This is a genomic window from Mesorhizobium sp. M4B.F.Ca.ET.214.01.1.1, from assembly GCF_004791545.1.
GTDB lineage: Bacteria > Pseudomonadota > Alphaproteobacteria > Rhizobiales > Rhizobiaceae > Mesorhizobium > Mesorhizobium abyssinicae.
Map to the genome: position 1 here is coordinate 293,028 of NZ_SRUX01000005.1, position 22,954 is coordinate 315,981.

26 protein-coding genes and 1 tRNA gene are annotated in these 22,954 nt (G+C 64.6%); 17 read left to right on the plus strand and 10 right to left on the minus strand.

Features of this window, described 5'->3' with window-relative positions:
- Positions 1-65: 65 nt before the first annotated feature.
- The 4 genes from nthA (at position 66) to EN857_RS12975 (ending at position 2,979) form a co-directional block, all read left to right on the plus strand.
- Positions 66-671, plus strand: coding sequence for a nitrile hydratase subunit alpha (nthA, locus tag EN857_RS12960; protein WP_127392165.1), 606 nt, complete (start codon positions 66-68; stop codon positions 669-671).
- A 13-nt stretch (positions 672-684) separates the two neighbouring features.
- Positions 685-1,344: a nitrile hydratase subunit beta gene (gene nthB / locus EN857_RS12965; RefSeq protein ID WP_127285262.1), complete on the plus strand. Its 660-nt coding sequence runs from the start codon at positions 685-687 to the stop codon at positions 1,342-1,344.
- Positions 1,331-1,699, plus strand: coding sequence for a nitrile hydratase accessory protein (locus EN857_RS12970; protein WP_127392164.1), 369 nt, complete (start codon positions 1,331-1,333; stop codon positions 1,697-1,699). Before nthB ends, EN857_RS12970 begins: the two co-directional genes overlap by 14 nt.
- Positions 1,700-1,851: 152 nt before the next feature.
- Positions 1,852-2,979 carry an ATP-dependent RecD-like DNA helicase gene (locus EN857_RS12975; protein WP_127285265.1) on the plus strand — a complete coding sequence of 376 codons (1,128 nt, stop codon included), beginning with the start codon at positions 1,852-1,854 and terminating at the stop codon, positions 2,977-2,979.
- Positions 2,980-2,991: 12 nt separating this feature from the next.
- Here EN857_RS12975 and EN857_RS12980 read toward each other — a convergent pair whose 3' ends face one another.
- Entirely contained in the window at positions 2,992-3,396 is a 405-nt protein-coding gene (locus tag EN857_RS12980) for an STAS/SEC14 domain-containing protein (protein ID WP_127392163.1), read from the minus strand.
- Positions 3,397-3,541: 145 nt separating this feature from the next.
- On the opposite strand from EN857_RS12980, the gene EN857_RS12985 reads away from it, so the two are divergent.
- Positions 3,542-4,282, plus strand: coding sequence for a pyridoxine 5'-phosphate synthase (locus EN857_RS12985; protein WP_127392162.1), 741 nt, complete (start codon positions 3,542-3,544; stop codon positions 4,280-4,282).
- A 103-nt stretch (positions 4,283-4,385) separates the two neighbouring features.
- Positions 4,386-6,305 (plus strand): potassium transporter Kup, encoded by a 1,920-nt coding sequence (locus EN857_RS12990; protein ID WP_127285268.1) that lies wholly within the window; start codon positions 4,386-4,388, stop codon positions 6,303-6,305.
- Between the two features lie 55 nt (positions 6,306-6,360).
- Here EN857_RS12990 and EN857_RS12995 read toward each other — a convergent pair whose 3' ends face one another.
- Positions 6,361-7,254, minus strand: coding sequence for an SDR family oxidoreductase (locus EN857_RS12995; RefSeq protein ID WP_127394059.1), 894 nt, complete (start codon positions 7,252-7,254; stop codon positions 6,361-6,363).
- A gap of 138 nt (positions 7,255-7,392) precedes the next feature.
- On the opposite strand from EN857_RS12995, the gene EN857_RS13000 reads away from it, so the two are divergent.
- Positions 7,393-7,803 carry a helix-turn-helix domain-containing protein gene (locus EN857_RS13000; protein ID WP_127394058.1) on the plus strand — a complete coding sequence of 137 codons (411 nt, stop codon included), beginning with the start codon at positions 7,393-7,395 and terminating at the stop codon, positions 7,801-7,803.
- A 78-nt stretch (positions 7,804-7,881) separates the two neighbouring features.
- On the plus strand, positions 7,882-9,120 hold the full coding sequence (locus EN857_RS13005) for an NAD(P)/FAD-dependent oxidoreductase (RefSeq protein WP_135858709.1): 1,239 nt from the start codon (positions 7,882-7,884) through the stop codon (positions 9,118-9,120).
- On the opposite strand, the gene EN857_RS13010 is transcribed toward EN857_RS13005, so the two are convergent.
- Entirely contained in the window at positions 9,068-9,832 is a 765-nt protein-coding gene (locus EN857_RS13010) for a glutathione S-transferase family protein (RefSeq protein WP_127392873.1), read from the minus strand. The genes EN857_RS13005 and EN857_RS13010 overlap by 53 nt on opposite strands.
- 96 nt (positions 9,833-9,928) lie before the next feature.
- On the opposite strand from EN857_RS13010, the gene EN857_RS13015 reads away from it, so the two are divergent.
- The 3 genes from EN857_RS13015 to ilvC all read left to right on the plus strand — a co-directional run bounded on the left by EN857_RS13015 (position 9,929) and on the right by ilvC (position 12,244).
- Positions 9,929-10,384, plus strand: a complete 456-nt coding sequence (locus EN857_RS13015) for a MarR family winged helix-turn-helix transcriptional regulator (RefSeq protein WP_127283379.1) — start codon at positions 9,929-9,931, stop codon at positions 10,382-10,384.
- A gap of 160 nt (positions 10,385-10,544) precedes the next feature.
- Positions 10,545-11,198 (plus strand): TetR/AcrR family transcriptional regulator, encoded by a 654-nt coding sequence (locus EN857_RS13020; protein ID WP_127392874.1) that lies wholly within the window; start codon positions 10,545-10,547, stop codon positions 11,196-11,198.
- 26 nt (positions 11,199-11,224) lie between these two features.
- Entirely contained in the window at positions 11,225-12,244 is a 1,020-nt protein-coding gene (gene ilvC, locus EN857_RS13025) for a ketol-acid reductoisomerase (protein WP_127283377.1), read from the plus strand.
- A gap of 266 nt (positions 12,245-12,510) precedes the next feature.
- Here ilvC and EN857_RS13030 read toward each other — a convergent pair whose 3' ends face one another.
- Together EN857_RS13030 and EN857_RS13035 are read right to left on the minus strand one after the other, a co-directional pair.
- A complete protein-coding gene (locus EN857_RS13030; protein WP_135858711.1) occupies positions 12,511-12,795 on the minus strand; it encodes a PilZ domain-containing protein in 285 nt (94 codons plus the stop codon).
- A 150-nt stretch (positions 12,796-12,945) separates the two neighbouring features.
- Positions 12,946-13,524, minus strand: coding sequence for a BA14K family protein (locus tag EN857_RS13035; protein WP_127392875.1), 579 nt, complete (start codon positions 13,522-13,524; stop codon positions 12,946-12,948).
- A 166-nt stretch (positions 13,525-13,690) separates the two neighbouring features.
- Between EN857_RS13035 and EN857_RS13040 the strand changes: the two genes are divergently transcribed.
- Entirely contained in the window at positions 13,691-14,803 is a 1,113-nt protein-coding gene (locus EN857_RS13040) for an endonuclease/exonuclease/phosphatase family protein (protein WP_127392876.1), read from the plus strand.
- Positions 14,804-14,831: 28 nt separating this feature from the next.
- Positions 14,832-15,557: a hypothetical protein gene (locus EN857_RS13045; RefSeq protein WP_127392877.1), complete on the plus strand. Its 726-nt coding sequence runs from the start codon at positions 14,832-14,834 to the stop codon at positions 15,555-15,557.
- A gap of 4 nt (positions 15,558-15,561) precedes the next feature.
- Here EN857_RS13045 and EN857_RS13050 read toward each other — a convergent pair whose 3' ends face one another.
- Positions 15,562-16,632 (minus strand): 1-aminocyclopropane-1-carboxylate deaminase, encoded by a 1,071-nt coding sequence (locus EN857_RS13050; RefSeq protein WP_127392878.1) that lies wholly within the window; start codon positions 16,630-16,632, stop codon positions 15,562-15,564.
- 146 nt (positions 16,633-16,778) lie between these two features.
- On the opposite strand from EN857_RS13050, the gene EN857_RS13055 reads away from it, so the two are divergent.
- Positions 16,779-17,255, plus strand: a complete 477-nt coding sequence (locus EN857_RS13055) for an Lrp/AsnC ligand binding domain-containing protein (protein ID WP_127283371.1) — start codon at positions 16,779-16,781, stop codon at positions 17,253-17,255.
- 21 nt (positions 17,256-17,276) lie between these two features.
- On the opposite strand, the gene EN857_RS13060 is transcribed toward EN857_RS13055, so the two are convergent.
- The 4 genes from EN857_RS13060 to EN857_RS13075 all read right to left on the minus strand — a co-directional run bounded on the left by EN857_RS13060 (position 17,277) and on the right by EN857_RS13075 (position 20,823).
- Entirely contained in the window at positions 17,277-17,519 is a 243-nt protein-coding gene (locus EN857_RS13060; protein WP_127283370.1) for a hypothetical protein, read from the minus strand.
- A gap of 91 nt (positions 17,520-17,610) precedes the next feature.
- Complete coding sequence (locus EN857_RS13065; RefSeq protein ID WP_127283369.1) at positions 17,611-18,828, minus strand: ABC transporter permease; 1,218 nt, start codon at positions 18,826-18,828, stop codon at positions 17,611-17,613.
- Positions 18,825-19,532: an ABC transporter ATP-binding protein gene (locus EN857_RS13070; protein ID WP_127393495.1), complete on the minus strand. Its 708-nt coding sequence runs from the start codon at positions 19,530-19,532 to the stop codon at positions 18,825-18,827. The genes EN857_RS13065 and EN857_RS13070 overlap by 4 nt, the downstream gene beginning before the upstream one ends.
- Before the next feature lie 4 nt (positions 19,533-19,536).
- On the minus strand, positions 19,537-20,823 hold the full coding sequence (locus EN857_RS13075) for an efflux RND transporter periplasmic adaptor subunit (RefSeq protein ID WP_128346733.1): 1,287 nt from the start codon (positions 20,821-20,823) through the stop codon (positions 19,537-19,539).
- Between the two features lie 101 nt (positions 20,824-20,924).
- Between EN857_RS13075 and EN857_RS13080 the strand changes: the two genes are divergently transcribed.
- From EN857_RS13080 to EN857_RS13090, 3 genes are all read left to right on the plus strand, one after another.
- On the plus strand, positions 20,925-21,830 hold the full coding sequence (locus EN857_RS13080; protein ID WP_127393497.1) for a PhzF family phenazine biosynthesis protein: 906 nt from the start codon (positions 20,925-20,927) through the stop codon (positions 21,828-21,830).
- A gap of 106 nt (positions 21,831-21,936) precedes the next feature.
- A tRNA-Lys gene (locus tag EN857_RS13085) sits at positions 21,937-22,012 on the plus strand.
- A 120-nt stretch (positions 22,013-22,132) separates the two neighbouring features.
- Entirely contained in the window at positions 22,133-22,954 is an 822-nt protein-coding gene (locus EN857_RS13090; protein WP_127393498.1) for a hypothetical protein, read from the plus strand.

Here is a 22,954-nt window from a genome sequence, read left to right on the forward strand (position 1 = left end):
ACCGCCGCTTGCTGGCCCAAGCCGTCATGCTTGCGGCCACATGTCGGCGGTTCTAGTCTGAGCTCATGTCGCATGATCATGACCATGACAACGAGCTCGATCCGTTCGCGGCGCGCGTGCGCGCGCTGGAAACGATCCTGACCCAGAAAGGCCTGATCGATCCGGCCGCGATCGACGTCATCGTCGACACCTACGAGACCAAGATCGGCCCGCGCAACGGGGCCCGGGTGGTGGCCAAGGCCTGGACCGATCCGGCCTATGCCGACTGGCTGAGGCGCGATGCGACGGCGGCGATCGAATCGCTGGGCTATACCGGCAGGCAGGGCGAGCACATGCAGGCCGTCTTCAACAGCGAGGAGACGCACAACCTCGTCGTCTGCACGCTGTGCTCCTGCTATCCGTGGACGGTGCTCGGCCTGCCGCCGGTCTGGTACAAGGCGCCGCCCTATCGCTCGCGGGCGGTGATCGATCCGCGCGGCGTGCTGGCGGAATTCGGCCTGACCCTGCCGGCGGACAAGAAGATCCGCGTCTGGGATTCGACGGCGGAGCTGCGCTATCTGGTGGTGCCGATGCGGCCGGAGGGCACTGAGGGCTGGAGCGAGGAGCAACTGGCCGAGCTGGTGAGCCGCGATGCGATGATCGGCACCGCACTGGCAAAGGCGCCGGCATGACGGGGGAGCCGGCATGAACGGGCCGCAGGATCTCGGCGGGCAGATGGGCTTTGGGCCGGTCGCGCCCGAAACGGACGAGCCCTATTTCCATGCCGGCTGGGAAAGGCGGGCACTCGGCGTGACGCTCACCGCCGGCGCCATGGGCGCCTGGAACATCGACGAAAGCCGGCATGCGCGGGAATCGCTGCATCCGGCCGATTACTATTCATCGAGCTACTACCAGATCTGGATCAAGGCGCTGGAAGTGCTGCTCAAACGGCATGGCTTCGTCAGCGACCGCGATCTGGCCGAGGGCCGGGCGGTCGATCCGGCAGCTGCTCCCAAGAGAGTGCTGAAGGCGGAAAACGTCCCGGCAGCGCTGGCCAGGGGCGGCCCGTGCAACCGGCCGGTCGCCACGCCGGCGCGGTTCAGGGCCGGCGACCGGGTGCTCATGAAGAATTTCAATCCGACCGGGCACACGCGGCTGCCGCGCTACGCACGCGGCAGGCAAGGCACCGTCGAGGTCGTGCGCGAGGGCTTTGTCTTCCCCGACAGCAATGCGCATGGGAAAGGCGAGAACCCGCAATGGCTCTATACGGTGGTCTTCGACGGCACCGAGGTCTGGGGCGAGGGCGCCGACCCGACGCTGACCGTGTCGATCGACGCCTGGGAGAGCTATCTTGAGCCGGCGTGAAGACCTCCCGGCGGACTTCGACGAGCCGGTCTTCGCCGAGCCGTGGCAGGCCGAGGCCTTCGCCATGACCGTGGCGCTGCACGACAAAGGTCTGTTTTCCTGGAGCGAATGGGCCGATGCGCTGTCCGCCGAAGTGAAGAGGCCGGATGCGGCAGCGGACAGGCATGACTATTACGAGCACTGGCTGGCGGCGCTGGAAAGCCTGCTGTCAGCCAAGGGCGTTGCCGGCAGGAGCGATGTCGATCGACTTGCCGCCGCCTGGGAGCGCGCCGCGCACGCCACACCGCACGGCAAGCCGATCCTGCTCGAGAACGATCCTGGGCTTAGCGCAGGCCGTGGCGGGCCGGGTGTGTAGGCACACTGATTGAAATCGGCATCTGTTCTCTTTACGTTCTCATTGTCGCCTGATAGCCTGCCGAGCCAGTGGTGGGTAACGGCCGCCGCCGCTGACAGTAGTTGTCGGCAGCCGATCTTGTCTTTCGCTTGCGAATCCGGTCTTTCCAGCTGATGGAATTCTCTCCCCAACAGGATGAGGCGTTGAAGGCAGTCGCGCGCTGGCTGAAAGACGGCCGGCCGCAGATCTTCCGGCTATTTGGCTATGCCGGCACCGGCAAGACGACGCTGGCGCGCTATTTCGCCGAGCATGTCGACGGCCAGGTGCAGTTCGCCGCCTTCACCGGCAAGGCGGCGCAGGTGCTGCGCTCCAAGGGCGCGGTCAACGCCCGCACCATCCATTCGCTGATCTACAGGCCGAAGGGCGAGGAATCGGTCTCGGACGAGGTGACCGGCAAGACCTCGATCTCGCCGACCTTCTCGCTCAACCGGCAAAGCCCGATCGCGCGCGCCAAGCTCGTCGTCATCGACGAGTGCTCGATGGTCGACGAGCAGCTCGGCCGGGACCTGATGAGCTTCGGGACGCCGATCCTGGTGCTTGGCGATCCGGCGCAGCTGCCGCCGATCTCGGGCGGCGGCTTCTTCACCGAGCACGAGCCGGACGTGCTGCTCACCGAGATCCATCGCCAGGCGCGCGACAATCCGATCATCCGGCTGGCGCTCGACGTGCGCGAGGGCCGCGAATTCATGCGCGGCGACTACGGCTCGGCGCAGGTCATCGGCAAGGAAGACGTCAACCAGGAGCTGGTGCTGAAGGCGGATCAGGTGCTGGTCGGCACCAACCGCACGCGGCGGCGCTATAACCAGCGGCTGCGCGAACTGAAGGGGTTCAATGCCGATTTCCCGCAGGCCGGCGACAAGCTGGTCTGCCTGCGCAACGACCCCGCCAAGGGCCTGCTCAACGGCTCGCTGTGGAAGGTGATGACCTCGTCGCGCGAGACGGTGAAGCCCGGCATCAACCTGCTGGTCTCGCCGGAAGAGGACGATCCGGACCGCGGCGTCGCCAAGATCAAGCTGCTCAAGGCGGCGTTCGAGGACCCCGACGCCGAGATCCCCTGGCAGCAGAAGAAACGTTTCGACGATTTCGACTATGGCTATGCGCTGACCGTGCACAAGGCGCAGGGCTCGCAATGGAACGACGTCGTGCTGTTCGACGAAAGCTGGGCGTTCAAGGAAACCCGCCAGCGCTGGCTCTATACCGCCATCACACGCGCGGCCGAGCGGCTGACCGTGGTCAGATAGGCCGATCCGGCCTCAGCGACGTTCGACGGGCCTGGCGCCGAGCCAGCGCCAGGCATCCGCCTCGTCTTGCGCTTCGAAATGCCGGAGCTCGAAGGGCAGGGGCGCGGCGAAGAAGCCTTGCGCGTAAGGCACCCAGTCGGGCTTGCCGACCGCGGCGCAGCGGCGGACATGCTCGAGCGCGTGGGCCGTGCCCTGCTTGACGGTTTCATCCGACACATCGGCCCAGTCGACGCCCTCGTGGTCGACCATGCGCACCAGCACGTCGATCTTGGCGTGCAGCGCATAGGCCGCCTCGAGCAGGCCGAACAGGTTTTCCGCATCGGCTGGCGTGACATGGCCGACCACATCGACGGCGAACAGGGTGTCGCGGTCGGTGTCGACGCGCCGGATTGCCGGAACGGACTCGAGGAAGTTCACGGGCACTTTCCTCCTGCTCAATGTTGGGTCGTACCCCTGGAACACCCGAAACCCTCTGTCTGTTCCCGTCAAAGACGCTATAGATGCGCGCAATTCAAACGCGGCGGCGCCCAATCGGGCGCCCAGAGGAGCCCGAGCCGAAGCCATGCCCGCCAAGCTTTCCGTAAACCTCAACGCCATCGCCATGCTGCGCAATCGCCGCGACCTGCCGTGGCCGAGCGTCATAAGGCTCGGGCGTATCGCGCTTGCGGCGGGCGCGCATGGACTGACCGTGCATCCGCGACCCGACGAGCGGCACACGCGGCGCACCGACCTGCCCGAGATCAGGGCGCTGATCGACGACGAGTTCCCGAAGGCGGAATTCAACATCGAAGGCCACCCCACCGAGGAGTTCCTGGCGCTTGTCGAAAAGCATCAGCCCGACCAGGTGACGCTGGTTCCGGACGATCCGAGCCAGGCAACCTCGGACCATGGCTGGAACTTCATCGCCGACGCGGCGTTCCTCACTCCGATCGTCAAGCGACTGAAGAAAGGCGGCTTCCGCGTGTCCCTGTTCTCCGATCCGGATCCGGGCGGCATCAATGCCGCGCGCGACACCGGCGCCGACCGTATCGAGCTCTATACAGGTCCCTACGGTAGCTGCCATTCCGATTCCGCCAAGGCGGCCAAGGAGCTGGAAAGATTGGGAAAAACCGCTGATGCGGCATTTGCCGCCGGGCTGCAGGTCAATGCCGGGCACGACCTCACGGTGGCCAATCTGCCGGCGCTGGCCAGGCGCGTTCCGGCATTGGCGGAAGTGTCGATCGGACACGGGTTGACAGCCGATGCGTTGGAGTATGGCATGGCCGGCACGGTGGGACGGTTTCTCGGAGCTTGCGGTTGGTAGGAAGGCGAGCCCCGCGTTGCCGACATGGAAGCCATAACGTGACGGCACTTGATATTGCATCGCAGCAAGCGTAGAGCACCGCGCGTTTATCGGAGTGTCGTTTATGGCCCTTGCCAACACTGGTAGTGAGGCAGAACCCGTCGACCAATCGAGCCATCCCGAAATCGAGCAGCACAGCACCAAGGTGTTGATGCTTGGCGCGCTCGGGGTGGTCTATGGCGACATCGGCACCAGCCCGATCTACGCCTTCCGCGAAGCTTTGGTGGCGTCGTCCGGCGGCAACGTCGCCGATCGCGGCGACATCCTCGGCGTGCTGTCGCTGATCATCTGGTCGCTGACCATCATCGTCACCATCAAATACATCAACTTCGTGCTGCGCGCCGATAACCGCGGCGAGGGCGGCGTGCTGTCGCTGATGGCGCTGGCGCGCGGCAGTTTCCCGACGCGCTCGGCAATCATCCTCGGAATTGGCATCGTCGGCGCTTCATTGTTTTTCGGCGATGCGGTGATCACGCCGGCGATCTCTGTGCTTTCGGCGGTCGAAGGCATGAATGTCGTCACGCCGACGTTCCAACCCTATGTGGTGCCGCTGACGCTGGTCATCCTGGCGATCCTGTTTTCGGTGCAGCGCTTCGGCACCGGCGGCGTCGCGCTGATCTTCGGCCCAATCACGGCGGTCTGGTTCCTGGCGATCGGCCTGTCCGGCCTCAACCACATCATCGCCGACCCCGAAATCCTCCTGGCGGTCAGCCCGCATTACATCGTCGCCTTCCTGATCAATTCGCCAGATGTGGCCTTCGTCACTATCGGCGCCATCTTCCTCGCCGTCACCGGCGCCGAGGCGCTCTATGCCGACCTCGGCCATTTCGGGCGCAAGCCGATCGTGCTCGCCTGGCTGTCGATCGTGTTTCCCTGCCTGCTGCTCAACTATGTCGGCCAAGGCGCCTTCGTGCTCGCCAATGGCGGCACCGTTGGCCATCCCTTCTTCGAGATGAACCAGGGCTGGACGCTGATCCCGATGGTGGTGCTGGCGACCGCCGCCACCGTGATCGCCAGCCAGGCGGTGATCTCCGGCGCCTTTTCGCTGACCAGGCAGGCGGTGCAGCTCAACATGCTGCCGAGGCTCGAGATCCTGCACACGTCGGAAAAGCAGTCCGGCCAGATCTACATGCCGCGCGTCAATCTGCTGCTGGCGCTGGTGGTGATGCTCTTGGTGGTCGGTTTCGGCGAATCCAGCAAGCTCGCCTCGGCCTACGGCATCTCGGTGACCGGCAACATGCTGGTGACGACGGTGCTGCTCTATGTCGTCATGACGCGCATCTGGAAATGGCAGCTTTGGGTGGCGGTGTCGATGACGGCGCTGTTCGCCTTCATCGACGTCGGCTTCTTCGCCTCCAACATCGTCAAGGTGTTCGAGGGCGGCTGGGCGTCGCTGGCGGTGGCCTTCACGATCATCCTGGCCATGTGGACCTGGGTGCGGGGCAGCCGCTACCTGTTCGACAAGACCCGCCGCAACGAGATCCCGCTCGATTTCCTGGCCGGTAATTTGCTGAAGAAGAAGCCGCAATTGGTGTCCGGCACGGCCGTGTTCCTGACCAGCGATCCCTTGAGCGCGCCGACCGCGCTGATGCACAGCCTGAAACACTACAAGGTGCTGCACGAGCAGAACGTCATCCTGTCGGTGGTGACGGCGCCGCAGCCGGTGGTGCCCGACAGCGACCGCGTCAAGATGGAGACGGTCAACGAGCTGTTCATGCGGGTGACGCTGACCTTCGGCTATATGGAGCAGCCGAACATCCCGCGCGCGCTGGCGATCTGCCGCAAGCAGGGCTGGAAGTTCGACATCATGACGACGTCGTTCTTCCTGTCGCGGCGCTCGCTGAAAGCTTCGCCCAATTCCGGCATGCCGGTGTGGCAGGACAGGCTGTTCATCGGCCTGGCGCGCACGGCAGCCGATGCCACGGAGTATTTCCAGATTCCGACGGGGCGCGTGGTGGAGATCGGCACGCAAGTCGCCATCTGACAGCGGAGCAAAAGGCCGTGCCGCACGGCACGGCCTTCGCACAGAATGCGTCGCTCTAGCCGGCGAACGCGGCCTTGTTGGCTTCGAGGAACTGCTTCAGCGACTTCGGCTTGCGTCCCGACAGCGTCTCGATCGCGTCCGTCACCATGGAGATGCGGCCGGAGCGGGTGTTGGCGTCGAAGGAAACGATGACGCGGGCGAATTCCTCGGGAACGCCGGCCGCCTTCACGCCTTCGGTCAGGGCCTCGTCGGGCAGCTGAATGACTTCCAGCGGTTTGCCGGTGACCTCGCTGACGAGGGCGGCGATCTCTGTCGTCGTATAGGCTTGGGGGCCGGTCAGCGTGTGGATCCGGCTGTCGGTCGAGCCGGAGGCGAGGCCGGCGGCAATCGCGGCGGCCATGTCGTCGCGCGCGCCATGGGCGATGCGCCCTTCGCCCGCCGACGTATACCACTTGCCCGAGGCAATTGCGTGCGGCAGCGCCAGGAACAGGTTCTCCTGGTACCAGCCGTTGCGGAAGATCGTGTAGGCGATCCCGCTCGCCTTGATCGCCTGTTCGGTGCCGTAGTGATCGCCGGCAAACAGCACCGGCGAACCCGGCTCCGGATTGGGCATCGAGGTGTAGAGCAGGTGGGAGACGCCGGCCGCCTTGGCTGCGGCCACCGCCGCCTGATGCTGCTTCAGGCGCCGGTCGCTCTTGAGGTCGAGGTCGCCGGTGGAGATGATCAGCACGCGGTCGGCGCCCTTGAAAGCCTCTTCCAGCGAGGCCTGGTCGTTGAAGTCGGCCGCCCTGACGGTGATGCCGAGCGCCGCCAGATCGGCGAGGCTTTCGGGATTGCGCGTGGTGGCGATGATGCGTGCCGGCGCAATCTTTTGCGCGTCGAGCAGGTGGCGCAGGACGCTGCGGCCAAGCTGGCCGGAGGCGCCGGTGACGAGAAGGGTTTCGCTCATGGGGAGATCCTGATTTTGCGCCGAAGCGGCGGGTGCTCTTTGATGGTCTCAAAAAGAGACCAGCACTAAATTAGGAATTGACCGCTCCCCGTAAAGAAGGCAGTTTTCCGGGACGTAGGCACACGCAGGGAACCAGCGATGGACGGCAAGATCGTCAATCTGAAATCGAAGATCGAGATCTACAAGGCGATGACGAACGGCGCCAATTTCGCCGATTGCCCGGTTCGCGACGTCATGCAAGGCATGAACGGCAAATGGAGCCCGTTGCTGGTGACGGCGCTTGCGGAAAAGCCTTATCGCTTCGGTGAACTGCGGCGGCTGGTTCCCGACATCTCGCAGCGCATGCTGACCCAGACGCTGCACGAATTGCAGCGCGACGGCTACGTCCATCGCGAGGTGTTCCCAACCAAGCCGCCAAGCGTCGAATACAGCCTGACCGATCTCGGCCGTTCGATGTTCGTGCCCCTGTATCAGCTCGTCCAGTGGGCGGAACTCAACCATGACGCGGTGCGCGAGGCGCGAGCCGCATTCGACGCCGCGCAGGCCTGACCCACGCTGCGACGGCGCGGTGGCTTGATTTAGCCATGCCGCTGAAGGATTGTCCGGCCACCTCGGGTTGGGCGGGCAATGCAAAAATCTCTGCACATCGCGATTGCCGGCGCCGGGCCGGCCGGGCTGGCCACCGCGCTCTATCTCAAGCGGGCAGGGCACCGGGTCACTATCTTCGAGCGGTTCGATGAGCCGAAGCCGGTCGGTTCCGGGCTGATCCTGCAGCCGACCGGGCTCAGCGTGCTGGCCGAACTCGGCCTGCTCGGCGACATCCTTTCGCTGGGCAGCCGCATCGATCGCCTGCACGGCGCCGACGCCAGAAGCGGCCGCACGGTGCTCGACGTCCGCTACGATGCCCAACGCGGCGGCCGCTTCGGGCTGGCGGTGCATCGGGCGGCGCTGTTCGGCGTGCTGTTCCGCGCCGCCCGGCGCGAAGCGATCGCGATCGAGACCAATGTCGAGGTCGAAGCGCTGGAAGCTGGCGAAAAGGTGCTGCTGGTTTGCGGCAAGGGACGCAAGGCAGGGTCGTTCGATCTGGTCGTCGACGCCAGTGGCGCGCGCTCGAAGCTGCGCCAAGGCCTGAACGATCCGGCCGAGGCGCGGCCGCTCGCCTATGGCGCGTTCTGGGCCTCGCTCGGCTGGAAGGACGAGGGCTTTGACGAGAACGCGCTGCTGCAGCGCTATGACAAAGCGAGCGTGATGATCGGCGTGCTGCCGATCGGCCGGCCCGAGCCAGGCGCCGAACGGATGGCGGCCTTCTTCTGGAGCCTGAAGCCGGCGGATGCCGAGAGCGTCCGCGCCGCGGGGCTCGATGCCTGGAAGGCGAGGGTGGTCTCGCTGTGGCCGGAGTGCGCCGCCTTCACCGACCAGATCGAGAGTTTCGAGCAACTGTCGCTGGCGCGCTATGGCCATCACACGATGAGGCAGCCCATCGGTCGGCGGCTGGCGGTGATCGGCGACGCGGCCCATTCGACCAGCCCGCAGCTCGGCCAGGGGGCGAACATGGCGCTGCTCGACGCGGCGGCGCTCAGCCATGCGCTTGCGCGGGCGGGCAGCGTCGATGCGGCGCTGGAGGGCTACGCAAAGGCGCGGCGCTGGCACGTGCGCATCTTCCAGGCGCTGTCGCTGGCCTTCACGCCGTTCTATCAGTCCGATTCCGTGGCGCTGCCGTTCATCCGCGACCGCCTGGTGGCGACGATCGCCAAAATCCCACCGGCGCCACAGTTGCTGGCTTCGATGGTGGCCGGAACGGTGGTCGACCCGTTCAGGCGTATCGGGCTTCAGGAAGCGGGGTGGCCTGATCGCGCTGCCGGATGAGTTCCGAGAGATGGGAAGCCTTGGCCCGCAGGAAAGCCTCGAGGCGCTGCGGATAATCAGGATCGACCGCGTCCTTCACCGACTGCCGTCCGCTCAATGCACGGCGCCACGCCTGGACAAGGGGCTTTCCACCGAGGATGCCGAAATCGCCGATCTCGTCGAAGACGTCGAAATAGCGGAAGATCGGGCCATAGACGGCGTCGACCAGAGAAAAACGCTCGCCGGCGAACCAGGGGCCGGGGCTGGTGCGGCCTGCTAGTTCCGCTTCGAGCCGATCGAACATCGCCGACAGGCCTTTGCTCTCGGCGGTGAAGGCGGCCTCGCTGGAGGCGGCAAAGAAGCGGCCGATGGCGTTCAGCGTGGCCGAGCCGAACTCGATCCAGGCGCGGTGCCGGGCGCGTGTCAGCGGATCGGCTGGGTGTAGCGGATTGGCCTCGGTTTCCTCGAGGAATTCGAGGATGACGGCGGACTCGAAAATCACCGTCTCTTCGCCGTCGCGATCGACGCTGAGCAGCGGCACCTTGCCGAGCGGCGATCTCGCCCTGAACCAGGCCGGCTTGTCGGCGAGATCGATCATGACGCGCTCGAACGGCACGCCCTTCTCGGCAAGGGCAATCGCCGCGCGTTGCACATAGGGGCAGAGGTGATGGCTGACGAGGGTCAGCTTGCTGGTCTCACTTTCCCCGGTGACCTTGCAGATTTCGTGTTTCATCCGATGACTCCATATAGATGCAGTTGCATTGATATGGATGCAAATGCATCGAACGTCAAGCTTGATGCAATTGCATCTATCGCTTAGGCTGCGCACATGACGAAGACATCGCCTTCACCCGCCGCCATAAAGGCCTGGGCGCGCCTGATGCGCGTTTCGCGCCAGCTCATGGAAAAGGTCGAGGATGCGCTAAAGGAGAACGGCCTGCCGCCGCTCGCCTGGTACGACGTGCTGCACGAGCTTGCCGAAGCGGGCGAGGGCGGGCTGCGGCCGTTCCAGCTCATCGAGCGGACCTTGTTTGCGCAATACAACATCTCGCGGCTGCTGGCCCGGCTCGAGGCCGATGGCCTGATCGAGAAGCTGCCGGTCGCGGATGACGGCCGCGGCCAGACCATCCGCATCACCGGCAGCGGGCGCGAGACCCGCCGCCGCATGTGGGCCGCCTACGGGCGGTCGATCGCCGAGCTGGTGGGCGCCAGGCTTCCGGTCGAGGACCTTGAGACACTGGCCACCCTGCTCGGCAGGTTGCGCGATCCGCCTGCCGGCGACTGAGCCAGCCAAGACCTGGCGGGTTGCGCGCTGCATCTGGATACCAAAATGATTTTCTCCATTTTGTCCTTGCGTCGGCAGCAGGATTGCGCAATATGCCGAACCGTAACGTACGGTACGCCACCAAGAACGGGCGTGACCTTTCATCAGGCGAGAAAGAAACGTGTTGCAGGCCGGCGCCGAGATCGACAGCAGCGAAGCGCTGACGGAGCGGCAGCAGGCCGTTCTCGACGCCGCCCTTCGCCTGCTGGTCGAGGAGGGCGACAGCCTGACCATGACCGCGGTGGCGCGGCGGGCAAGCTGCTCCAAGGAAACGCTCTACAAATGGTTCGGTGACCGCGACGGGCTGCTGACGGCGACGGTGCAGTGGCAGGCCTCCAAGGTTCGCGTGGCGCCCGTCGACCGCAAGGGCCTCGACATCGCCTCGCTGACGGCGAGCCTCGAACGCTTCGCCTCGGACTGGCTCAAGGTGATTTCGAGCGACACCTCGATCGCGCTGAACCGGGTAGCCGTCGGCCATGCCGGTTCCGGCAAGGATGACCTCGGCGCCATAGTGCTGCAGAATGGACGTTTCGCGCTCGCCAGGCGCTTGAAGCCGGTGCTGGAAGCGGGACGCGAGGCCGGATTGCTGGATTTCGCGGATGCCGAAACGGCATTCCGCACCTTTTTCGGGCTGGTCGCCCGCGATGTGCAGATGAGGCTTCTGCTCGGCGACCGGCTGGAATTGACTGAGGCGACGATCGGTGGCGATGCCGCCCGTGCGACGCAGCAGTTTCTCGCTCTCCATGGAGCAAACAACCGGCCGCAAGGCCTCTGATCTTCAAAACGGGAAGGAAGACGAAAATGCGTGTCTATTACGATCGTGACGCCGATCTCAACCTCATCAAGGGCAAGAAGGTCGCCATCATCGGCTATGGCAGCCAGGGCCGGGCGCATGCGCTCAACCTCAAGGAGTCCGGTGTCAAGGACATCGCCATCGGTCTTAAGGCCGGCTCGGCGACCGCCAAGAAGGTCGAGGCCGACGGGCTCAAGGTGTTGACCGTCGCGGACGCCGCCAAATGGGCCGACCTGATGATGATGGCGACGCCGGATGAATTGCAGGCCGACATCTACAAGAACGAGATCGCGCCGAACATCCGCGATGGCGCGGCGATTGCCTTTGCGCACGGCCTCAACGTGCATTTCGGCCTGATCGAGCCGAAGTCGACCGTGGACGTCGTCATGATTGCGCCGAAGGGTCCGGGCCACACCGTGCGTGGCGAATACCAGAAGGGCGGCGGCGTGCCGTGCCTGGTGGCCGTCAACCATGATGCTTCCGGCAATGCGCTCGATCTGGCGCTCTCCTACGCCTGCGGCGTCGGCGGCGGCCGCTCCGGCATCATCGAGACCAATTTCCGCGAGGAATGCGAGACCGACCTGTTCGGCGAGCAGGTGGTGCTCTGCGGCGGCCTGGTCGAGCTGATCCGCGCCGGCTTCGAGACGCTGGTGGAAGCCGGCTACGCGCCGGAAATGGCCTATTTCGAGTGCCTGCACGAGGTCAAGCTGATCGTCGACCTGATCTATGAAGGCGGCATCGCCAACATGAACTACTCGATTTCGAACACCGCCGAATGGGGCGAATATGTCTCGGGTCCACGCATCATCACCGCCGAGACCAAGGCCGAGATGAAGCGCGTGCTGAAGGATATCCAGACCGGCAAGTTCACCTCGGAATGGATGCAGGAATACCGGGCCGGCCTGGCGCGCTTCAAGGGCATCCGCCGCAACAACGACAGCCACCAGATCGAAGAGGTCGGTGCGAAGCTGCGCGCGATGATGCCGTGGATCGCCAAGAACAAGCTGGTCGACAAGGCAAAGAACTGAGGCGATCCACGGTCTTTGCATTGCGCGTCCTCGGGCTTCGCCCTGCGGACGCGCGGTGCCAATTCTACCCTGCCGGCCATCTGCCGCGGGTTTCTGCGCTTCCGGTGCGCGCGGACTTCAATATCCGCTCCGGTTCTCGCAACCCGCACCAGCTGACTCGGCAGGGCGAATTGTCATCAAGCTTCCGGTCGAGAAACACCGAGCCGGCGGAGCAATCCGCCGGCTTTTCGTTAAGCGGATGAGTTCGCGGTGGAAAAGAGCCCGCTTCAGCCGTAGTGCCAGTGCGGCTTCGGTTCGGTGCCGGTGAACTCGACGCCGATGCGGCCGTCGCGGCGCCAGCGCACCACGGCCTTGTAGCCGATGCCGTCGGTCGGCACGTAGAGCAGGAATTCGTCGGGCACGCGCGCCTCGATCGGGACTTTCAGTTCGGCACCGCCGGCATGCATGTTGCGCAGCGTGCATTTGACTTCCGAATTGGCGATGCCGGTCAGGATCGACGCGCCCTTCAGCACGCGCTGCCTGCGCTTGTCCCTGTTTTCGTCCTCGGCCATGGCTTTCCGCTGCCGGGCGATCCGGTCAGCCTATGTGATAGACCCGCCTGATGAACAGCGCGTTAGCGCCGATGGCGTCATGCCGCTGCCCAGGCAAAAACGGCGCCGCGAGGCGCGGCGCCGTTCGAGCATTCTTCGATTCCTTGCCGCTCAGCTATAGGGCGACCAGCACTGCTGGCGCGGGCCGTTATAGGGCTGGAACGTGTTGTCCCATGCCCGGTACGAGCGGTAGCGGTCGTAGCACCACTGGACATGCGCGCTTGAGAGACGCTGCGTCCGGTAGATCCGCCGGGGCTGAGCGTAGTAGCCGTTGTTGTAGTAGCCGTTGTTGTAGTACAGGCTGCCAAGGCCGAGACCCAGGCCAAGACCAAGAATTGCGGCATCGGAATCTCGGAAATGGCGGCGGTGATGGTGGCGTCTCCAGCGCCAGTCGTCGCCGTTCCAGTTATTGTCACCATCCCAGTTGCGGGAGAAATTGCGCTCGCGGAAATTGCCGGACCGCCAGCGGCCGTCGCGGTTACGCCAGCGCCATTCCTGATTGTTGAGTTGCCGGTCATTGCCGCCGGCCCACTCGTCGCGGACGGGCGTGATGCCCGGCGCCGCCAGGTTGGACGGGACGGACAGGTCTGGCTCAAGGATCGGACCGGCCAGCGACGGCGCCGTCACGCCCGCCACAAGACCCAGCGTCAGCAGACCGGATCTCAACGAAGACAAAAAGAGCGTTTTCATTGCACACTCCGAAGATTTCAGGCCCCACGCCCAGAATACCCCGGGAAGAGGCCCATTTATGGAACTTGCCGTCTGAACGGCGGATGAACGGAAAGGTTCCGTCAACCATGACGGGCGCATGGGAGGCCCTTGTCTTCATCGGGAGTTCTGGGCAAAGGTCACGGCCATGTCGCTGCGCCTTGCCACCTTCAATGTCGAGAACCTGATGAACAGGTTCGATTTTTCCGGCTACCGCAACCAGCTCAACGAGGATCGCACGCTGGCGCTGTTCGATATCCAGAGCGAGGCCGAGTACAAGATGCTCGAGCAGGCGCGCGCCATTTCCCAGTCCGACGACACTCGCCAGCTCACCGCGCTGGCGATCGCCGCCACCCGTGCCGACATCATCTGCATGCAGGAAGTCGACAATATCGAGGCGCTGAAGGCCTTCGAATATGGCTATCTGTTCAAGATGGTCGGGCAGGGCTACCGGCAGAAATACACCACGGCCGGCAATGATTCACGCGGCATCGACGTTGCCGTGATGATGCGCAGCGAGACGGCCGAGGGCCAGCCGATCGAATTCGTGCGCATGACCAGCCACGCCCACGTCACCTTCGAGCAATTCGGCCTGTTCACGCCGGAACTGGCGACACTCGGCTATCAGGCCATCGAGCGCATCTTCCGGCGCGACTGCCTCGAGGTCGACCTGAAGGTCGGCGGCGTACCGCTGACGCTTTATCTCGTCCACTTCAAGTCGATGGGGTCGCCGCGCAACGGCCTCGACGGACGCGAGGCGACCATGCCGCTGCGCATCGCCGAGGCGCAGGCGGTGCGCCGCATCATCGAGGAGCGCTTCGGCAAGGATCACGCCGCCGACAAGCGCTGGGCGATCTGCGGCGACATGAACGACTACCGGCAGCGGGTGAAGATCGAGGGCGACAGCGTCGACGGCTTCCGCTTCCAGGTGATCGACGAGAGCCAGTCCTGCATTAACGTGCTGACCGCCGGCGGCTTCTGCGAAAACGTTGTCGAGCGACGGCCGGAGATGGACCGCTGGAGCTTTTACCACACGCGCGGTCCGGAAGAGCGGCACCTCTGCCAGCTCGACTATATCCTGCTGTCGAAGGGGCTGGCGGCGAAGAACGCGACCGCCGTTCCCGACATCGTCCGCAACGGCCAGCCCTGGCGCACCATCTTTCCGGCGGGCCAGGAGGTCGAGCGCTTCCCGCGCGCCGGCTGGGACCGGCCGAAGGCCTCCGACCATTGCCCGGTGGTGATCGCCCTGGACATGGCCTGAGCCGGATCTCAACACACCTCCGAGTAAGATGAGCTTCGACCTCCCACGCAACGTCATCCTGCCGGTCGACAAGGTCGATGTCCGGCTCGACCCCGGCCCGCATCCGTTCGAACGCGACAACGCCGAGGCGATCGCCGAGAACTGGCGGCGCGAGATGGGGGCAAACCCAGCGCTGTTCGACGGCACGGTGGTGTTGCTCTCGGCGCTCGCCTATCGCGACGGCGGGCTCGTCGGCCGCTGCCATGCGGTGAAGTATTCGACCTTCATGCTGTGGCGGAAGAAGCGCGAGGCGAGCGGCGCCGAGCATGCCTATGCGCATGCCATGCTGGTCGCCGGCGACAATGCGCTGGTGGCGATCCGCATGGGCGCGCATACCGTCAATGCCGGCCGCGTCTACTTCGCCGCCGGCTCGTTCGAGCCGATCGATTTCCGCGACGGCCTCGTCGATGTCGACTTCAACATGATCCGCGAAGTGCGCGAGGAGACTGCGATCGACCTGTCTGGCGCCGAACGCGGCCGGCGTTATCACGCGCTGTCGACGCCGAGCGGCACGGTGATCTTCCGCCGCTATCGGGTCAGCGAGCCAGCCGACGAGATCGCGCGGCGCATCAGCGCCTTCGTCGCCACGGAGGCGGAACCGGAGATCGAAGGTCCCGTCGTCATCCGCGATGCCACCGACCTGCCGGACGGGCTGATGGGACATATGAAGCCGCTGATCGAATGGCATTTCGCGGGCGGCGACGAAGTCCTGTAATGCCTCATGGGAAGATCGGCGGCAGCGCCTCGTCCGGCATGCTTTTCCGGGAGCCGCCGTCGTCCTTATAGTAATAGCTGTAGCCGTTGATGGCCGGCGCGCCGCCGAGATGCGCGTAGAGAATTCGCGAGCCCTCGGGGAAGAAGCCCTTCCTGGTCAGGTCGATCAGGCCCTGCATCGACTTTCCCTCGTAGACCGGATCGGTGATCATGGCCTCGGTGCGGGCCGCCAGCCGGATCGCGTCGTTCGTGGCGTCCGACGGAACGCCATAGGCGGGATAGGCATAGTCGGGGTTGATGACGATCTCGTCGTCGCGGACGGCGCGGCCGAGCCCGACGAGGGCGGCGGTGTCGTCGACGATGCGGCGGACCTGGGCGCGGGTCTGGTCGAGCGTGCCGGAGGCGTCGATGCCGATCACCCGGTCGGCACGGTTTTGCGCGGCGAAGCCGACGATCATGCCGGCCTGCGTCGAGCCGGTCACGACGCAGACGATGATGTAGTCGAAGGCAAAGCCGAGCTCGGCTTCCTGCCGGGCCACCTCCTCGGCGAAGCCGACATAGCCCAGCCCGCCGAACTTGTGCACCGAGGCGCCGGCCGGGATCGGATAGGGCTTGCCGCCGGCATCCTTCACCGACTGGATGGCGTCCTCCCAGCTTTTGCGGATGCCGATGTCGAAACCGTCGTCGACCAGCCGGCTGTCGGCGCCCATCAGGCGTGTCATCAGGATGTTGCCGACCCGGTCGTAGACCGCGTCGTAGTGAGGCACCCATTTCTCCTGGATCACCACGCATTTCATGCCGATCTTGGCAGCCGTCGCGGCGACCATCCGCGTATGGTTCGACTGGACGCCGCCGATCGACACCAGTGTGTCGGCGCCGGACCGAAGAGCATCCGGCACGATGTATTCGAGCTTTCGCAATTTGTTTCCGCCCATCGCCAGCCCGGAATTGCAATCGTCGCGCTTTGCGTAGACCTGCACCTTGCCGCCCAGCGCAGCGCTCAGCCGCGGCAGATGCTCGATCGGTGTCGGGCCGAAGGTCAGCGGATAGCGTACAAACTTGGCGAGAAGTGACATCGTTCTGTCTCCGCTTCTGGTGATTTTCATGAAGCGATCATAGGCGCAGTGGCTCGAAAGGTGCTCTCGAACTTGCGGGCGGATTTTTCACATCTCCCGCAAATCAGCGATATGATTGGCCTAACCATTCGAAGAGGGCAGCAGAAATGGAAGAATCTTCCGCCGAAACTCTGGATCGCATCGACGTCAAAATCCTGCGCGCCCTTCAGGCCGAGGGACGGTTGACCAATGCCGAACTGGCGGCCCGCGTGAACGTCAGCGCTGCCACCTGCCACCGGCGCACGCAGCGCCTGTTCGAGGAGGGCTATATCACCGGAGTCAGGGCGGAGATCGCCCCCGCTACGGTCGGCCTTGGCGCGCTGGTGATGGTCGGCGTCGTGCTCGACCGCTCGACGCCCGAAAGCTTCGCCGCTTTCGAGGAGGCCGTGCTGAAGCTCAAGGAGGTCCTCGACTGCAATCTGGTGGCCGGCGACTTCGACTATCTGTTGAAGATACGGGTCCGCGACATGGCGGATTTCAACAAGCTGCACGGGCAGAAGCTGATCGCGCTGCCGGGCGTTCGGCAAACCCGGACCTTCTTCGTCATGAAGGAGGTCAAGGAGAACGCGCGGCTTCCGTTCTGAGAGGGCCGCTCTTGGTGGTGGTCAGCGCTGTCCCTTATCCGGCAATGCCTTACGGTCGTTGCGGGCGGCGACGAAGAACAGGATCACGCCGAGGCCAAGCAGCGCGCCCATCGCCATTCCCATCGTCTGGCCGACGACCTCCTGGAAATTCGCGGCGACGCGATCGGGATTCTGGAGGCCGTAGCTGGCGAGATACCACCACAGGCCAGCCAGGCCGGCCTCGATGATCGCCAGCGTCAGGACCAGCCGCGCCTTCTTGCTCATTCGTATCTCCCCCATGCGCCAAAGGTCACAGCAGTAGCATTGCAGGATGCGCGGCGACAGAGGCAGGCGAGAGCGTTTTCCCGCGCCGACTTCACTCGTGCCTGAGCGCGTCGATCGGGTCGAGCCTGGCGCCGCGCAGCGCCGGGAAGAAGCCGAACACCATGCCGATCAGCGCGGAAAAGCCGACGGCGAGCAGGATGACCGCCGGGCTCGGCGCGAAGGGAATGGTCAGCGCCACCGAGGCGATGGCGGCGAGCGAGAGCCCGATCAGGATGCCGATGATGCCGCCGAACAGCGACAGCACCGTCGCCTCGACCAGGAACTGGATGAGAATGTGCTTCTCATGCGCGCCGATCGCCAGCCTGATGCCGATCTCGCGCGTGCGTTCGGTGACCGAGACCAACATGATGTTCATGATGCCGATGCCGCCGACCAGCAGGCTGACGCCGGCGACGGCGCCCAGCATGCCGGTCATGGTGGTGGTAGCACTGGCCATGGCGTCGGCGATCTGTGTCATGTCGCGGATCGAGAAATCGTCATCGCGGTCGGGCGTGACGCGGCGCGTGTCGCGCAGGATGTCCTCGACGCGCGGCTGCAGTTCGGTTGTCGGTGTGCGGTCGTCGGCGGCGATGTAGATGGAATCGATGTCGCGGTTGCCGGCGATGCGGCGCTGGTAGGCGGCAAGCGGCATCAGCACGACATTGTCCTGGTCCTGGCCGAAGCCGGTGTAGCCCTTGGGTTCCAAGAGGCCGATGATCTTGCAGGAGGTGCGGTTGACGCGGATGGTCTCTCCTTCCGGATCGCCGGCGCCGAAGAATTGCTGGCGCACCGTCTCGCCGACCAGGCAGACCCCGGCGCCGGCGCGGGTCTCGGAATCGCTGAACGGACGCCCCGAGACCAGCTTCCAGTCGCGCGCGTCGAGATAGGCGCTGTCGGTGCCGGTGACGCCCGATGTCACGCTTTCGGTGCCGAAGATGACGCGGACCTGCTTTTGCGAGGCGGGCGAGATGGCGCGCGCGCCGTCGAGATGCTTGACGAGCGCGGCAAGGTCCTTGTCGGCAAGCGGACGAACGACCTGGTCGAGCCCGCCCGGTCCGCCTGGCCCGGCCGGGCGGCCGGAGCGGACGACGAGCAAATTGCTGCCGAGCTTGGAAATGTCGGACTTGACCTTCTGGGTGGTGCCGGAGCCGATGGTCAGCATGGCGATGACGGCGGCGACGCCGATGACAATGCCGAGCAAGGTCAGGAACGAGCGCAGCACGTTTCGCCGGATCGAGATCAGCGAAAGGCGAACTGTCTCCCAGATCATTGGGCCGCCTCCAGTTTGTTGGAGTCGGACGCGACATGGCCGTCGAGGAAGCGGATCGTGCGCTCGGCATAGGCCGCCACGTCGGCCTCGTGGGTGACCATGACGATGGTGAGGCCAAGCCCGGCGTTGAGCCGCGTCAACAGCTCCATGATCTCGTGCGTGCGGGCGGTGTCGAGATTGCCGGTCGGCTCGTCGGCGACGAGCAGCGTCGGCCTGGTGACGATGGCGCGCGCGATCGCCACCCGCTGCTGCTGGCCGCCCGAGAGTTCGGCCGGCGTGTGGTGCTCGCGCCCGACAAGGCCGACCTCGGCCAGTGCCTGCATGGCAAGCTGGCGACGCTGGCGCGCGGCGACGCCGCGATAGATCAGCGGCAGCTCGACATTCTCGGCCGCCGTGGTGCGCGGCAGCAAATTGTAGCCCTGGAAGACGAAGCCGACATAGAGGTTGCGCAGCATGGCGCGGCGGTTGCGGTCGAGCCGGCCGGCATCGATGCCCTCGAAACTGTAGGTCCCGGCCGTCGGCGTGTCGAGGCAGCCGATGATGTTCATCGCCGTCGACTTGCCGGAACCCGACGGCCCCATGATGGCGACGAATTCACCCTTGCGGATGGCGAGATCGACGCCGGCCAGCGCGTGCACACGGGCCTCGCCCTGGCCGTAGCTTTTCCAGACCTTGTCGAAGGCAATCAGCGTGGAGCCTGACACGGCGTCAGTTCCGCAGCTGCGAGCCGGTGATGACCTGCGCGCCCTCGTCGAGGCCGGACGTGATCTCGGTCAGCTCGCCGTCGGTGGAACCGACCCTGACGTTGACCGCGTGCGGCCGGCCGTTTTCCAGCACATAGAGCGTGCGCGAGCCGTCGGTCGGTCTCGGCGCCGCGTCGCGCTGACGGCCGGGGCGGCCCATGCGGCCGGTGAACAGGTCGCGCAGGCTCCATGTGCGGGCGACCGGCGGCGCCGGCCGGTAGCGGAAGGCGGTGGCTGGCACGGTGAGCACGCCCTTGGCCTGCCTGGTGACGACCGAGACGGTGGCGGTCATGCCGGGTCGGAGCAGCAGCTCGCCGTTGTCGACCTCCAGCCGAGCATTGTAGGTGACGACGCCATCGGTGGTGACAGAGGCATAAGAGATGTCGCGGATCTCGGCGTCGAAGGGCCGCTCCGGAAAGGCATCGACGGTGAAGCGGGCATGCTGGCCGGGCTTGACCGAGCCGATATCGGCCTCGTCGACCGCAGCCTGCAGTTCCATGTTCCTCAGGTCGGCGGCAATGATGAACAGCACCGGCGCCTGCAGCGAGGAGGCGACCGTCTGGCCGGGGTCGACCGAACGGGTCAGCACGATGCCGTCGATCGGCGCGTAGATCGTGCTCTTGGCGAGATCGGTCTGCTGCGCCTTGAGGTCGGCATTGGCGATGGCAAGGTTGGCCTCGGCGCTGTCTCGCGCAGCCTTGGCGCGGTCGCGCGTCGCGGTCGCCGCCTCGAGCGACTGGTCGGTCGCCATGCCGCGCTTGGTGAGCTCGTTCGCGCGTGTCAGCGCGTTCTCGTTCTCCTTCAGCGTCACCGTGGCGTCCTCGACACTGGCCGCGGCCGCCCTGGCCGACGCTTCGGCGCGCTCGATCTGAACTTCGAGCTTGGCGGTGTCGAGCGTCGCCAGCACGTCGCCTTTCTTGACCCGTTGATTCTCCTCGACCGCGACCGATCGGACGACGCCCGAAAGCTCGCTGGAGATGTCGACCTGGGTGAGGGGCTGCAGCGTGCCGGTGGCCGAGACCTGGACGGTGAGGTCGGCGACTGTGGCCGGCACCGTGGTATAATCAATCCTGGCTGGAGAAGCTGAATACAATTGGTAGCCGGCAAAAGCGGCGGCAACGGCGGTCAGCGCCAACAGGGCATAGAGCCAGCCGCGACGGCGTGTTCTGCGCAGGCCCTGATGGTCGAGGCCAAGCGCCGTCTCGATGGCGGAATCCGATTCCGTCTTTGGCGGATTGACAATCTGGTCCACGCTGGACCCCTATAACGCGCAATGTCCCTATCTGTGCACAGATCAGGCTTTGTGGTTCGAATTACAAATTAAATTTCGCCCATGTTGGGATTGAGGCAAGAATGCAGACCCGGAACTACTTGCTCTACGATGTCTTCACGACCGAGCGGCTGGCCGGCAATCCGCTGGCTGTCGTCCTGGACAGCAAGGGGCTGGACACTGCGGCAATGCAGGCCATCGCGCGCGAATTCAATCTGTCCGAAACGGTGTTCGTGCTGCCGCCCGACAACGCCAAGCACCGCGCCCGCATCCGCATCTTCACGCCCGACTATGAAATGCCGTTCGCCGGCCATCCGACCGTCGGTTCGGCGATCGCGCTTGCCGATCTGGCCGGCGAGACCGCCGGCATCTTCGTGCTCGAGGAGAATATCGGCCCGGTGCGCTGCGCGGTGAGCAAGCATGACGGCGCCACCTTCGCCGAGTTCGACCTGGCGAAGCTGCCGGAGCCGCTGGAGCTCTCCGCCGACGCGGAAGCGATCGGCGCCGCGCTTGGCCTTGGACCGCATGAGATCGGCTTCGAGAATCACCGGGTCTCGTTCTGGTCGGCCGGCGTGCCCTACGTGACCATTCCGGTCGCCGACCTGAAGGCGGCGGGCCAGATCCGGCTGGACAACCAGGCCTGGTCGGAACTGGCGCCGCGCAAGAGCGAATGGGCCTTCGCCAGCCCCTATGTCTATTGCCGCGAGACGGTCAACCACGAGAGCGCCTTCCATGTGCGCATGATTGTGCCCGGCAGCCCCTCCTATGAGGACCCGGCGACCGGCTCGGCCGCGGCCGCCTTTGCCGGCGCCATCATGCATTTCGACGGCCCGACCGACGGCATTTCGCAGCTCTGGATCGAGCAGGGGCTGGAGATGGGACGGCCGTCGCGAATCCGCCTCGAGCTCAATGTCGATGGCGGCAAACTGGCCGCCGCCCGCATCGGCGGACATGCTGTCAAGGTGGCGGAAGGCAAGCTTTTTGTCTGATGGGTGCGGCACTTAGGCGATTTGTCGGGAAATGATCCCGGCAGGGCTAGACATCCCGGGAATCGGCGGCTATATGCCCGCCAACGCTGGGTTTTACCGGCCGTGTGGGTGTGTAGCTCAGTTGGTAGAGCAGCTGACTCTTAATCAGCGGGTCCACAGTTCGATCCTGTGCACACCCACCAAATTTTTCTTCAAAGACCTAAGCGAATGCGCGCGAGCTCTACTCCAGCCGCGTCTCTGGCTACCAGCGACCGCAGTGCGTTAAATGAAGCCCAACAAGACTCTCATGGATTGGGCAAGCTATGGATTCGCTCTTACTGCCTGTGCAGCTCAAACTCGACAGAGCGACTCTGCGTGCCAAGAGCTTGCTCGAAATATCGAAGAAGTTGGGCCATGACGTCGCGAGTCATACCGAGCTTTTGCCCGAGCGCAGGGGTTTTCGTCTGATCGTCGACGACATACCGCACTTCAAGTCGCTAGATGATGCATGCCTCGATTTGAGCGAACTCGTTCACATGCTGCGCTCGGCGCTCGACAACCTCGCTTTCGCGTTAGCAAGGGTCAAGCTAGACCCTCCTACTGTGCCCGGCGCGATACACTTTCCCATTCACGAAAGCGAGGCTACGTTTTCCGACAAAAGGATTACAAACTGCTTGTCGCAGATGCCGCCACAAGCTGCAGAGAAAATTACCGAGGTCCAACCGTTTCAGAGAGGGAAGCATCCAGAGATTGGTGATGATGGCAAACCTTCCGATGATCCGCTCCTAGTGCTTCAGAAGTTGAGCAATACAGATAAACACCGGGTTCCGGCGGTGGCTTTGCTCGGGCAGGTTAAGCAGGATCACAGTCACACCGTCGAGTTCTACTCGGAAGAGGACGCTTCGGCCAACGTTCCCCCTGATACGTCAGTCGCGGTAGATCCTCTCCGGCCTGGCCTGGTCGTCCTGGAGTATAGGACGAATTGCCCGATTAAGTCGGCAACTGGACAATGGGCAATCGAAGCGAGATTGATGGTCTCAGTCGATGGCGGTTGGCTGCCTTTCGAGCAAACGGTTGAACAACTCGTTTGGTACGTGAACCTGATTGCAGATCAATTTCGGCCTTTCTTCAAGGGTGAAGCCTAA